The sequence below is a fragment of the Microbacterium aurantiacum genome (assembly GCF_031625015.1).
GTDB classification, from domain to species: domain Bacteria; phylum Actinomycetota; class Actinomycetes; order Actinomycetales; family Microbacteriaceae; genus Microbacterium; species Microbacterium aurantiacum.
Genome location: NZ_JAHWXH010000005.1, coordinates 39,442 through 52,543 on the forward strand (window position 1 = coordinate 39,442; position 13,102 = coordinate 52,543).

At 67.0% G+C, this 13,102-nt stretch carries 13 protein-coding genes; all 13 read right to left on the reverse strand.

What is annotated here, in order from left to right:
* Positions 1–195 precede the first annotated feature (195 nt).
* The 13 genes from KZC50_RS15450 to KZC50_RS15510 all read right to left on the reverse strand — a co-directional run bounded on the left by KZC50_RS15450 (position 196) and on the right by KZC50_RS15510 (position 12,851).
* The gene (locus KZC50_RS15450) at positions 196–492 is read right to left on the reverse strand and encodes a hypothetical protein (protein ID WP_310892255.1); all 297 of its coding nucleotides are present in this window, start codon (positions 490–492) and stop codon (positions 196–198) included.
* A gap of 137 nt (positions 493–629) precedes the next feature.
* A complete protein-coding gene (locus KZC50_RS15455) occupies positions 630–1,526 on the reverse strand; it encodes an arginase family protein (protein ID WP_310892256.1) in 897 nt (298 codons plus the stop codon).
* A gap of 71 nt (positions 1,527–1,597) precedes the next feature.
* The gene (locus tag KZC50_RS15460; protein ID WP_310892257.1) at positions 1,598–2,755 is read right to left on the reverse strand and encodes an ABC transporter substrate-binding protein; all 1,158 of its coding nucleotides are present in this window, start codon (positions 2,753–2,755) and stop codon (positions 1,598–1,600) included.
* Positions 2,755–3,600, reverse strand: coding sequence for an ABC transporter permease (locus tag KZC50_RS15465; RefSeq protein ID WP_310892258.1), 846 nt, complete (start codon positions 3,598–3,600; stop codon positions 2,755–2,757). Before KZC50_RS15465 ends, KZC50_RS15460 begins: the two co-directional genes overlap by 1 nt.
* Positions 3,600–4,421 carry an ABC transporter ATP-binding protein gene (locus KZC50_RS15470; RefSeq protein ID WP_310892259.1) on the reverse strand — a complete coding sequence of 274 codons (822 nt, stop codon included), beginning with the start codon at positions 4,419–4,421 and terminating at the stop codon, positions 3,600–3,602. Before KZC50_RS15470 ends, KZC50_RS15465 begins: the two co-directional genes overlap by 1 nt.
* A gap of 12 nt (positions 4,422–4,433) precedes the next feature.
* Positions 4,434–5,699, reverse strand: coding sequence for an amidohydrolase family protein (locus KZC50_RS15475; protein ID WP_310892260.1), 1,266 nt, complete (start codon positions 5,697–5,699; stop codon positions 4,434–4,436).
* 11 nt (positions 5,700–5,710) lie between these two features.
* Positions 5,711–7,078: a M24 family metallopeptidase gene (locus KZC50_RS15480; protein WP_310892261.1), complete on the reverse strand. Its 1,368-nt coding sequence runs from the start codon at positions 7,076–7,078 to the stop codon at positions 5,711–5,713.
* 96 nt (positions 7,079–7,174) lie between these two features.
* A complete protein-coding gene (locus tag KZC50_RS15485; RefSeq protein ID WP_310892262.1) occupies positions 7,175–8,209 on the reverse strand; it encodes a LacI family DNA-binding transcriptional regulator in 1,035 nt (344 codons plus the stop codon).
* Between the two features lie 345 nt (positions 8,210–8,554).
* Positions 8,555–8,944 (reverse strand): ParB family protein, encoded by a 390-nt coding sequence (locus KZC50_RS15490; RefSeq protein WP_310892263.1) that lies wholly within the window; start codon positions 8,942–8,944, stop codon positions 8,555–8,557.
* A 62-nt stretch (positions 8,945–9,006) separates the two neighbouring features.
* Complete coding sequence (locus tag KZC50_RS15495) at positions 9,007–9,933, reverse strand: ParA family protein (RefSeq protein ID WP_310892264.1); 927 nt, start codon at positions 9,931–9,933, stop codon at positions 9,007–9,009.
* A 225-nt stretch (positions 9,934–10,158) separates the two neighbouring features.
* The gene (locus tag KZC50_RS15500) at positions 10,159–12,096 is read right to left on the reverse strand and encodes a hypothetical protein (protein WP_310892265.1); all 1,938 of its coding nucleotides are present in this window, start codon (positions 12,094–12,096) and stop codon (positions 10,159–10,161) included.
* Positions 12,097–12,286: 190 nt separating this feature from the next.
* Positions 12,287–12,529, reverse strand: a complete 243-nt coding sequence (locus tag KZC50_RS15505; RefSeq protein ID WP_310892266.1) for a hypothetical protein — start codon at positions 12,527–12,529, stop codon at positions 12,287–12,289.
* 100 nt (positions 12,530–12,629) lie between these two features.
* A complete protein-coding gene (locus KZC50_RS15510; protein ID WP_310892267.1) occupies positions 12,630–12,851 on the reverse strand; it encodes a hypothetical protein in 222 nt (73 codons plus the stop codon).
* Positions 12,852–13,102: the final 251 nt, after the last annotated feature.

The window sequence follows — 13,102 nt, forward strand, 5'->3', positions numbered from 1 at the left end:
AGCGGCGGCGCAGCCGCTTGCGTGCAGCTCGAGCACCCGTACGATGCCGAAGGCTCCACGGCGGAACAACGGCCCGTAGGGACGTGGATGGGCGCGGGCGCGTGAGCGCCCGTCGAAAGGTCGGCCTCCGTGCCGACCCGCCGGCCTCCGTCGCCGGCGTTGCACCCCGGCCCGGTGGCCGGGGTGCCTGTGCCGTCAGTCCTCGGGCTGGGCGTCGGTGTCGGTGTTCTCGGTGGGGAGCATCGCGGCGATGCGCTCGACGGGGGTGAGGGTGTATCCCCACGCGGCGAGGGTGTTGAGGTAGGCCGCGGTGCGCGCGTCGGGGCCTCTCCAATTCCGCCGGCTGGTGCTCTCTTCGATGCCGCCGAGAACGAGAGCGAGGGTGACGTGCGCGGTGAGGTAGTCCGCGATCCGGGCCGACCCGTGTCCGTCCGTGATGCCGAGGATGCTCGCGGCGACGGTGTTTCCGTGGCCGAGGGCTTGGGCGATCACTCCCCCGGTGGTGGCGAGGCTGGTAGCGATAACCGTCGGGCGCCGATGCCGCGTCCTGGCCCTCCCGGTTTGAGACGGGCGGATACATTCGGCGATCGCCACGAGGTTCGAGCTCGAAGGCTCAGCCCTATCCGGGCCTAGTCACGTCGACTTGCGACTGGTTTCCGCCCGAGATACGCGTGTAGATCACGGATCAACTGTGCAATCGCGGCAATCGCCGCCTCGCTGAGCCCGCTGTCCGCACTCACAACGCACTCTGCGACGGTACCGTGCACGACCTCGAACTCCTCCGCGAGGGCCCTAACCAGGTTCGTAAGACCAACCCACGTCAGACCAACGCCGTTTTCGGGAACCGCGACGTCAGTGAACTCTGTGGCGTCGAGAACATCCAGGTCGATGTGGATGGCGATACGCGAGATGCGCTTTCGCTGCAATCGTCGGACGACCGCCGCGGGACCCTCGATGGCCAATGTGGCAGCTACGCGGTTTCTCCAGATGTGGTCTATCTCGAGTGTGTCGGGCAGAAGTTCGGCGCGGGTGCCCACCCAGACGACGCGATTGAGATCGACAGTGGCGGGGAGTCGGTAATGGAGCCCGGTGGTGTCGGTGCCCGTGACAGCAGCGGCCGCCATCGCGTTCGCGTGAGGTTGGTATGCGCCATCCCACATGTCTGGGTGTGCATCGATCCAGACCAGTCCGAGCTCTTCGTCGCTCGCCACGTGGTGCGCGATGGGCGCGAGGGAGGTGGCGCAGTCACCTCCGAGCATGAGTGTCCGTTCCGGCGCGGCGGCGGTGAGCGCGGTCAGCGCGGCGCCGAGCTGCGCGACGACGCGGGATCGCGAGGAGATTCCGTCCTGCGTGTCGGAGCCGAGAAGACCGTCCGCGTGGAGGGGCGGAGGTGCGACAGGCAGGTCCCTGACTTGCAGCCCCGCGAGGTCGCGCGCGATGCGTCGAAGCTCGAGACCGCCGGCGTGGTAGCCGGCGATGTCGCCGCCCTGCCACTGGGGCATGGAGAGGATCAGGACATCGGTCATGAGGGCTCCTATCGGCGGAGGGGCGAGCGGTGACCCACTCGCCCCTCCTCGATTCGATCGATCGGACGCGCTCAGCTGAGCGGTGCGTTGATCCAGTCGAGCAGCTCCTGGTCGTCGAGGAGTTGGGTGTAGACGTCCTCGGCGACGTAGTGCTCGTCGACGTCGACGCTCGCGGGGAGCACACCGTCCTTCACGTTCTGCTCGGCGTAGAAGTCGATCGACTTCCGCCAGTAGAGCGCGCTGTCCGGGTTGTACGTGTCTGTCTCCCAGCGCTCGAGCGTTGCGAAGCCGAGGAAGTCGTTGAGCAGCTGCTCGATCTCCTCGTCGGAGAACGTGGAACCGGAGTTCTCGTTGATCAGCTCGGTGATGAGGGGCACGACGTCGTCGGGCTGCTCGGTCACGTAGCGAGCGACGCGCGCCCACAGTGCGGCGAGCTTGACCATGGTGTCGCCGTTGTCGTCGAGCCAGCCCTGGTCGACGGCCATCGTGTCGTACCAGAGGCCGCCCGGGCCGAGGATCTCCGCACCACCCATGTTGATCGCGCGGTCGGGGTAGTCGCGGAGAAGCTTGGACTCCTGGGCGAGCGATCCCATGTAGAAGTCCGCCTGCCCCTGCAGGAATGCCTGTCCGGCGCGCGCGTCGTCCGCGACGTCGAGGACGGTCACGTCGTCACGGGTCAGCCCGGCCTCGGCGAGGAGCCCGTTCACGAGAGCACCGAACGCCGACTCACGGAGCACGAACGTCTTGCCCTCGATGTAGTCGAAGACTTCCTGGCGGGCCGCCTCCGGGGTGGCACCGCCGTCGACGAGATCGTTGAAGCTGGGGGCGCCGGCCTGTCCGACGAGGATGAACCCCTTGAACTGGCTGATGATCAGTGCATCGCGCAGTTCGGGCGACTGCGCGAGGTACGGGAAGTTGCAGGCCCCGCACGTGCTGATCATGTCGAGGTCGCCTCGGGCGAGCGACTGCACCGCGGTGTCGACCTGCGGCAGGTAGGTGAACTCGAGGTCGAGTCCGAGTTCCTCGGCGAGGCCGCTCTCCTCGGCGAACTCCCACGCGACGTACTGGTGGAGAGGCTGGATCGACATGCGGACGGTCTGCAGGCCCCCTTCACCGGAGTTCTCCGCCGCCGGGGTGCTGGCGCATCCGGCGAGGGCGAGGGCGGATGCCGCGACGAGCGCGACGGTGGACAGGATGCTGCGGGTGGTGCTCTTGGTGTGGTGCATCATTACTTCACTCCTAGGACGGAACCGACTTGCGAGGACAGCTGATTGCGACCGGTCCAGCGCAACAGGCGGCGCTGACCGATGCGGATGAGGGTGTCGAAAAGGAACGCGATGAGGCTGTAGATCACGACGATCACGAGGATTCCGGCCGTGTCGAGGAAGGTCTGACGGTTGAGCATCAGATACCCGAGGCCGTCCTGCGCACCGATGAACTCCGCGGCGACGCCGAGGCCCCAGGAGGCCGCGGCGCTCACCCGGACCGCGCCGACGAGGTGCGGCGTGATCGAGGGGACGATGACGGTCCGGTAGATGAAGCTGCGGCTGGCACCGAGGTTCAGTGCCGCCTTCACGTACACGGGACTCACGTTGCGGATCGCTTCGAGCGTCGTGACGACGAGGACGACGAAGGTCCCGAAGGCCACCAGGATGATCTGCGGCGTCGTCCCCAGACCGAACCACAGGATGAACAGCGGGATCAGGGCGAACACCGGCACCGGGCGGAGCGCCTCGAAGACACCGCCGAAGAGGTTGCGGATCCGCAGGCTGTAGGCGAGCAGGAGTCCGACGACGATTCCACCGAGCGTGCCGATGAAGAACCCGGCGAGCGTCAGGGCGACCGTCATCCCGATCGCGCTGGGCAGGCGGGGCGACAGCCCGACGAGGCTGTTCCAGAACATCTCCGGGCTGGGCAGGAACAGCGTGTCGACCGCGCCGGCCGAGGTCACGACGACCCAGAGCACGATGAGGGCGACGGGAACGACGAAGGCTTCCGCGATGCGGAGGCTGCGGCGGCGCCATGCACTCGGCGGCCGACGCAGGCGGGTGGAGATCTGGGTCGTGGTCGCCATCATGCGGCCTTCCGGTTGGACGGGTCGCCGGCGATGACGTCGGCGAGCTCGCGGCGGAGCTTCTGGAACTCGGGCGAGGTCTTGATCTCGACCTCGCGATGCGATCCGAACGGGACCTCGGCTAGTGTGAGCAGCGGACCCGCCCCCTTGCGGAGGATCGCGATCCGCGTTCCGACGAACAGCGCCTCCTCGAGGTCGTGCGTGACGAACAGCGACGTGGTGTTCTGCCGCTCCGCGATCTCGCGGAACTGGACCTGCAGGCGCTCCTTGGTCATGACGTCGAGAGCCGCGAAAGGCTCGTCCATGAGGATCGACTCCGGATTCAGGACGATGGCCCTGGCCATGTCGCACCGCTTGCGCATGCCGCCGGACAGTTCCCGCGGATAGGCGTCCGCATACTCGGTGAGTCCGACGAGGTCGATCGCGTCGCTGGCGGCTTTCCCCGCTTCCTTCTTGGACATCCCGCGCACGCGCAGACCGTAGGCGACGTTCTGGCGCACCGTGTACCAGGGGAAGACGGCATCCTCCTGGAAGACCATGACCCGATCGGCGCCCGGACCGGCGATGTCCTGTCCCTGGAGGAGCGCGCGCCCCTCCGTCGGCTCGAGGAACCCGGCGGCGACGTTGAGGAGGGTGGACTTGCCGCAGCCACTCGCCCCCAGCAGGCAGACGATCTCGCCCCTGTGCACGTCGAGGTCGATGTCGGCGAGGATCGCCGGACCGGTGTTGCTGTAGCGGAGTCCGAGGTTCTGGAACCGCATGTACGGATCCGGGCCTTCGCCGTGACTCTGGGTCACGCCGCTGTCGTCGATGAGGGTCATGATCTTTGTCTTTCAGATGAGGATGCTGCTGCCGTAACGGATAAGGGAGCCGTTCTTGATCACGGCCCTGGGACGCTGCAGCGCCGTGATGTCGTCGATCGGGTTGCCGGGGACGGCGATGATGTCGGCGTACTTTCCGACCTCGAGCGTCCCCGTCTCGTTCTCGACCCCGAGGGCCTCGGCGCCGCGTGCCGTGCCGGCGACGATGGCCTCCTCCGGGCTCATCCCCCACTCGACCGCGTACTGGAACTCGCGGGCCGCGGTGTCCTGCGGATGGGTCGGGTACCCGATGAGGTCCGACCCGAGCACGAAGCGCACGCCGGCGGCGAGGCTGCGTTCGAAGTCGATCTTCATCTGAACCGTGTGGCGGTCGAAGACGTCGCGCTCCCATTTCGGGTAGTTGTACTCGTCGTACGCCGCCTGGTGGCTGTACAGCTGCGAGATCGTCGAGCCGACGAGCTTGCCCGACGCGGCGAGCCGCTCGCGGGTGGGCTCCGTGATCGCATATCCGTGCTCGATGATGTCGATCCCGCCGTCGAGGGCGAGGACGACGGCGGCTTCGCCGATGCAGTGGGCGCTGACCTTGATGCCGTGCACGTGGGCTTCGTCCACTGCCGCCTCGACCTCTTCGAGGGTCATCGCCGCCAGCTGGAGGTTCGGGTCGTCGCCCCACGCGTGGTACTGATCGTCGATGTACCCCTTGGAGAGTCCGAGCTTGATGACGTTCGCTCCGGAGCGGGTGCGACGACGCACGATCTCCCGCATGCCGTCGGCTCCGTCGGCGATGATGTCTCGCTCCCGGGCCCACTCGATGGGCAGGTCGGTGTACTCCCAGGTGCCGTTGGTGGTGGTGATGAACTCGCCCGCGGTGACGAGCTTCGGTCCCGGGATGTGGCCCTCGTTGATACCGCGGCGGACGTCCGGACCGATGGACGATCCGAGGTCGCGGGCCGACGTGATGCCGGCGAGGAGCATCTTGCGGGCCTCGCCCGCCGCGCGAAGCGCGCGGTAAGACTCCGTCTCCTTCGGCAGGCGCTGGAGCTGATGGCTCGGAACGCCGAAGAAGTGCATGTGGGCATCGATCAGTCCCGGCATGAGCGTCGATCCCGATGCGTCGACGATCTCGACGTCGGCGCCGAACGATTCGCTCTCACGCGGGATGATGCGCTCGATCCGGCCACCGGCGGTGACGATGTCGACGGCGTCCTTCACCGGGCCACCGGTGCCGTCGAGGAACCCGTCGCCGCGGACGACGATCTTCTTGTCCGTGCTGCTCATGGTGCCGTCTCCTAGCGGGTCAGGTTGCGGGTGCCGTCGAGCACGTAGGGCGTGTGCCACAGCGGGGTGTTGCTGAGCGGGAGGAGCGACTCGTCGAGCGTCACGCCGACCTCGTCGCGGAGGAAGGCGCGTCGCGCCTGGATGCGTCCCCACAGCTCGGGATAGACGTCGGCGATCTCGTCGCGGAGCGCCGCGTCTGCGAGGACGAGACCGTCCTCGATGCCGACCTCGACGTCGGCACGTCCGGTGACGGGGATGACGTCGCACTGGAGCATGGCGCCCGAGCGGAGGATGTGGTGGTCGTCCTTCCAGAACGTGGAGTAGCTCCACTCCTCGTAGTGCAGGTGGTGGCCCGGGTTCAGCGCGAACTGCCACACGGCGTCGTCGCGGATGCCGTCGACGACGTCGAACACGTCGGCGGTGTCGGCGCCGACCCGGACGTTCTCGTGCCATCCGCTCACGACATCGAAGTAGTTGAGGGTGAGCGCGTTGAAGAGCTCGGCCTGCGCGGGCTGCAAGTCGCCCTCGTTCGCGGCGACGACACCGACACGGGCCGTGAGGCCGCCCTGGATGCCCTGCGCGAGCTGAAACTTGTCGCCGAGACGGGCAGCGATGGGACGCGGGGATCCGAGGCCGACGCGATCGGCGAAGTTGAGCATGCGATGGACTGTCTCGGACACACCGCGGCTGAAGTAGCCGTCGGCAAGTTCGTCGGCCATGACGCCCGGCGTGATGCCCTGCATCGCGCGGAGCACGCTCAAAGACAGGACGCTCGCGCCGAACTCGAAGCGGTTGATGTCGTGGACGGTCGCGACCGACCGGAGCCCGAAGTCGGGGTGTGTGAACAGATCCTTCGCGTCGCGTACCTCACCGCCGCTGACGAGCGCGCGGAGGGTGTCGACGAGGTAGGCGGGGGCGGAGAACTGCGCGGCACCCGACTCGAAGAAGGGCGACGACAGGCGCTTCTGGCCATTGACGCCCACGGTCGCACCGGCGACGACGCCGGCGTCGCGGAGCAGGCTCTCGAGCGTCGACGCCTTGTCCCGCCGCTGCCCGGCGGGGCTCAGCTCCTGCCAGAGCACGATCGAGTGACCGAGCTCGCGCGACGGACGGCCGAAGTTCTCGTTGCCGAGGATCACGGTGCTCGCGTCGGCGGTGAGGACGAGGATGCCCTCTTCGAACCGGGTGTCGATCCCGACGAGGTGGTAGAAGTCCCCGAAGTACTCGCGGTCGCCGTACACGACGAGCGCGTCGAGGCCGTGCTCCGCGAGCAGGACGCGCGCCTGGGCGATGCGCTGCCGGTACTCGTCCACCGTGGTCTCTTCGGGGTTCACCCCGAGACCGAACGCGGGAAGGGGGACGTGTGCAAAACGGGCCATGGGAAACGGCACCTCTCTGTGTGAAGCAGTTGCAGAGACTATGCACCACTTAGGCAACGTTGCGCAAGTGTTTCGCGAGTGTTGTTCACACGTTTGTTACATCGACGCGGTCGCAGAGCTCCGCACCTGGAGCGTGACGGGCAGGACGAGATCCGCCACCTCGTCCGACTCCTCCCCCGCCAGCCGGCTGAGGAGGATGTCGATCGCTCGGTCGGCCATCTTGTCCCGAGGCAGACGGATCGACGTCAGCGCGGGGGTGAGGAACTGCGCTGTCGAGATGTCGTCCGAACCGACAATGGAGAGCTCCTCCGGCAGCGCGACACCCAGATCGCGTGCCGCCGAGTACATGCCCAGCGCGATCTCGTCAGCCGTCACATAGACCGCCGTCGGTCGCTCCTCGGCCAGCAGCAATTGCGACAGCGCCGAGTATCCGAAGTCCCGGCTGATCTCCCCGAACAGCTGGTTCTGCCGGCGCGGCTCGAGACCCGACTGGCGCATCGCATCCTCGAACCCGGCACGTGCGGCAATGTTGGACTCGAGCCATTGCGGCCCTGCCACCATCGCAATCGATCGATGCCCGAGACTCGCCAGATAGGCGACCGCTTGGTGCGCCCCGGAACCGTAGTCCACGCGGACACTGTCCAGCTCGAGCCCCTTCACCGGTTCGGCGATGGCGATCACCGGAATACCGGCCTCCTGGAACTGGCGGACGCCTTCGTTGTGCCGGTTGGTGCCGGCGAAGATCACGCCGGCGACGGGCAGGGCGAGGAGTTGCTCGATGAGCGAACCTCGCTTGAACCCACGACTGCGCGTCGTGCAGATCACGGTCTCGAGCCCCGCGCGCTCCGCGGCATCGGCTACTCGATCGGCCAGGTCGGCGAAATAGGCGATCTCGACTCGCGGAACCACGATGGCCACGAGGGGCATCTTGCCCGTCGATGGCTCGGCGCGGTGCGGCCGCGTGTACCCAACGTCTGCAATTGCCTTCCGGATGCGCTCCTCAGTGTCGGGCGCGATCTCGAGCTTGCCATTGAGGAAGCGCGACACCGTCGACGGCGCCACCCCGGCGGATTCCGCGACAGCGTGAATGCTCGGCCTACGACGCTTCCGCGCGGAGCTAGAGTTCGGCATCTACCCACGATATACGTTGCGTAACGTTGCGCTACTTGTTCACTTCAAGTATTCCACCAAAGTGATGAGGCGCGATTGCGCTTCGTCTGCTGAATTGCAGACTGTCCGCCGCTCGGGCCCGTGCTGTGCACGGTCACCTTCACATCAGTCATTGCCTTTCCCTTCCGTCAACATTTTTCCACCTCCCTGGCGATGAGGGATATGGTCGTGAGCGCAGTCGTGGAGTGCGCCAGGTGGGGCGGTACCGGACTGGACGCGGCGGCGTAGCCACGGCAGGATCAAGTGCCAGACAGGGCGGAAACCCAGCGTCGCACTGGGCCGCGCAGCGCCGCACTGAGCGCGCTCTTACGCGCCCAACGGGCGGCCAGCGGGCAGGCTCGCGGTGTTCGCCGCGAACGGCTTCCCGTCGTTGTGCGCGAGCTCACGGCGACGCACTTCTGCCTCAATCGCCTTCTCGATCATGTCGGAATAGCTTTCGTCGGCTTCAAGCACATTCGTCGCCCGGTAGGCGGCTCGGGATCGGGCACGAATGGACGTGCGCACGCGCACGCTCATCGACTCCTTCGCCTCCTCTGTAGGCGCCTGAGCGAGCGTCGCTGGACGCGCCTTCGTCCTCGGCGTTGGCGCCGGTGTCGGCTCGGGGGTCAGCGTGGGGGTCAGCGTGGGGGCGACCGGGTCGATGACCTCGGGGGCGTCGCTCGCCTGGGGGCGGTTCTTCTTCAACAGGCGTTCCACTCCCCCGGGCTGCGCTCCCGCGCGGGGCGTGAGGCCGGAGATCGTTCGGCGGGGTGAGTCGGTCATGCTTGCTCCGATACAGCTGCGTTTTCGGACAGTGTGATGCGGGAAACGATCTCTTCCGTGATCGCTTGGAGGTCGTCAGCCACATTCGTCGCAGTGCGAGGCGCGAGAGTCGCGGCCTCGGCCTGGCCGCGGCGGATCTCGAACCACTTCGGGCCGTTCTGCACGAACTCATCCAGCTCGGGCACGAGAAGTCCCCGCTCCCGCGCGGCCTGGGCGGTCGCTTCCGAATGGCGGATCGTGGCCGTCAGAGTGATATCCGCGTAACCGCCGAACAGGTCGCTGATCTGCTGCCGCGCTTCCCGCTCGATCCGTGTCGCGCCTCGCCCCACGTCGACCAGGACGACGCCGAGAAGATCCAAATCGGGGTTCACGTCGATCACCGCATCCAGGCGCTTCGCCACGGCGCTCAGGCCCTTCCTGCTGGCCTTATCGCTCTTCACCGGGACCAGGGCCCACCGAGCGGCCGCGACCGCGTTGGTCTGGAGCATCTCGTCGCCGGGAGGGCAGTCGATCAGGACCATGTCGTACTCGGAGGCAAGCGGCTCGAGCGTCTGCGCCAGAGCGAGCTTGGCCCGCATGGGGTCTTTCCCCTGCATGGCCGCAAGGCCAGCGCTCGCGCTGTCCAGCGACTCGCCCCCCATGAGTACATCGAGGCCGGGCCGGACGTTGTGGTACAGCTGCGGCTGGTGATTGAACATTAGCGCTGCAGCGAGCGATGAACCGTTGTCGTTCTCAGGTTTGTCGGTGTAGCCGAAGTCTTCTGCGAGGTTGCCCTGCGGGTCGAGGTCGACCACAAGGACCCGGAACCCGGAGGCAGCGAGCAGCCCGGCCGTGTTCGCGACCAGGGTCGTCTTCAAGACCCCGCCCTTCCCGTTGATAACGGTGATGACTCGGCCCAGAGCGTCGCGATTGATCTCCACCATGTAGACCTCCGAGAGTAAGGATTCCACGCAATGCTAGAAATGCGTGGAATTGGTGCGGTGAGTGAATTGTATGAAGTGCTAGCAATACAGGCATCACCTGCAATGCGTGCATTGCTTGCATTTAGTCTATGCATGAAATCCCAGCAATGCAAGCATTGACGGAAATTCGTGCAATGCGTGCAATGCGTGCAATGCGCGGATTGACAGGAATGTAAGCATTATCCGTCATGCGACGAGTGCCACGCTGGGGGACAGGGCGCCGGCCTCGACGAGTCGCATCGCCTCGCGGTGATCCCCGCGGCCATCAGGGCCGCGGGGGTAACGTGCGAAATCAGGGCGGTCGTTCTGTTGGAACAGGGCGACCGAGCCCGCGCCTCTCCGGCCTCGGCGCTTCTTGTCTCGCTTCCGCATCCACTGGAGCTCCGCGCTCCACCACGCCCAGCGGGCGCGCTCTTCGTCGTATCGGCTCCGTCGGCGCTCGAGGTAGCCGTCGACGTCCAACAACGCCGATGCCCGGTCGAGTTGGATCGCGGCCGACCGCATCCAACCTTCGCCCGACCGCACGATGAGTCGGTGGAAGTGCAACCGCTCGAGCAGGGCGCGCAACCGCACGGGGTCGAGGGCGGTCCTCCGGGCGAGGGTGCTCAGCGACACGACGGCGTCGGGGGAGAGGTGGCGGTAGATGATTCCTGCTGCACGTCCCAGACTGCGGGGCGCTGCGAAGGTGTCGTGCGTGAGCGGGGCTAGTCCAGTTTCGAGTGCGTGGGCGAGGGCTTGCAGGGTGGGAGGGGCCGCCAAGGGGCGTGCAAGCACTTGTGTCCGGTTATCTTCGTAGCTCTCTGTGGAAAACCGCTTAGAGAGTCGGTACCGCGCTCCGTGGGGGCCTTCGGCCCCTTCAACGCGGACGAGCCACGCGGAGTCAGGGTCCGTGTGGGTCCGCGGTGTGGTGAGGAGCTGGAGGGCCGTGTGCACGGTGGTGCGGCCGTAGCCGGTGTCGGCCGAGAGCCGCCGCACATCGGCTTCCACGACAGTCCTGGCGCTTCTGAGCATGTAGAGGCAAACGGCATCGAGCACCGCCCGGACGCTGAACGACCCTCGCGTGGTGCGGGAACTGACGCCGCGGCGGGGTGCCCACAGTCCCGGCATGGCGTCGGCCTTGGCCTGGGCGCGCTCTACGGCGCGCACGACGGCGTGCGCGCGCTGGGCGTAGTCGACGTCGTCGCCGGCGCCGTTGAGCGGGTTGGTGGCCACGTACACCACGGCCCGCTGCCAGGCGTGTGCCAGGACGCGTAGGCGCGCGTCTGCGGTGCGGGCGACGCGAGTGGCGCCGGAGGCGCGTCGGGTCCGGACGTGCTCGAACGCGGGGGAGTGGATGAGGGAGAGGACGTCGTCGTACCTCCAGCGGGCGTGTGCGCACCCGGCGAGCACCGACGCGAGGCTCAGCGACGCATCGGCTGCGGGGGGCGCGTCGACGATCGCGGCCACGCGCGGAGAGAGCTCGCGGCGCGGTCCTGCGATGTACGGGTGGCCGTCGTCGTCGACGGCCATACCGCGCACCGCGGCCGCGGTCGTGGCGGGAGAGATCTCAGCCCCGAGGTCGACCAGAAAATCGCTGAGCGTTGTCATCGCCTCACTGGGCACAGACGTCCGCGTGAGGGAAGAAAGCGGCCCGAGGGGCGTGGAGGCGCCACCGCGGCGGTGGGGTGCCCCTGGGGGCCTCACCGCGCCGGTGACGGGGTTGGTGAGGGGAGAGGAGTCGAGGGAGGGGAGGAGCTGCTTCGCAAGGACGGCGACGGTGCGGACCGTGTCGGCGTCGACGGAGTCCGCGAGGCCAATCCAGACGTGCCGGCCACCAGACGGACCGGACTCGCACACCAGGTGGTCGATGTTCAGCTCGTCCAGCCAAAGCGACAACCGACCCGCGTCGTAGGGCGCGTTCCCCTGGGAGGCGTCGAGATCGAATACGACGAAGTCGTAGCGCTGACGGTCCGCGGAAAGGTACATCGCCCACGGAACAGTGGGGGCCGGCGAGGTCGTGGTGATCTCGCTCGGGTACTCGTTGAGAGCTTCACCTGAGGCAGATTGAACGGCCACGCGGACGGTGTCGCGCGGGCTGAGCGCGCGCGTGAGAATCCACGCGTGAGCCACATCTGGCTCCGACACGCGCAGAGGGTCGGAAAATACACCCCGTAGAGCGGGGGAACGCGCTACTATGGCAACGTCTCCTTCCTGGATCTGGTAGGACACCCGAGAACCGACTACCCATCGGTCCTTTTCTTCCGAAACCCCCGCCCTGGCAGGTGGGGGTTTCGACCGTTACAGGGCCATCCGCTGGCACGGCGGGCCCTGACGTCTACGCGGCTTCTATAGGCAGCTCTCCGTCTTGTCGAGAAGGCTCGGGCCACCAGCTCGGAACCCCGCGGTCGGTGAGGTCATCCTCGAGGCGATCCATGATGATCTCCAAGAAGGCAGCGCTCGACACACCGGCGTGGTGCGCAAGCTGGATGAAACGGTCTTTTCGGCTGCGTTCGATCTCCCAGCCGATAGCGACCGGGTCGACGCGCGTGCCGCGGGGGCGGCGGTAATCGGTGGCCATGTCCGCAAAAGTACCCCTAGGTCTAGACGCTCCCCGGCGACACGCCGCACGGGAGCTCGATGACCCCCGTGCGGTCGCACGGAGGGTCGCGTCCGAGAATTCAGCCGTAGATGTATGCCGTGAGCGCGGCGTGGTCCGCGCGGAGCTTGTCCGCCAGCACCGAGTAGGTGACACGTCGCCCGTGCCGTTCGCCGGGAGGGACGGAAACCTCGAGGTATCCAAGACGCTCGAGTTCTTCTAGCGCGAGCCGGACTGTGGGCGCGCCGACGCCGGTCCCGTCGACGATCTGCGGGCGGGTCTGATCGGGATTGCTCAGGAGCATCCGCAAGACCTCGACGCGCGCGCGGCTCGATAGTGCGTGAAATGCGCGGTCTGCCGACTCAGGCATGTCCGCGGATCGCTCGCGCCGTTTCGGCATCCCTCCATCTTGCCCGAATGGGCCTGGTGCATCGAAGACCACCTTTGTTCCCTTCGCAAAGTGCGCGGACGTACTCACGGTGTGAGTGTAGTTGAACTACTCTGTAGAGAGTACGCGATTTTCCGGCATCGTTCCGGGATCCGCGCGTCCTACAA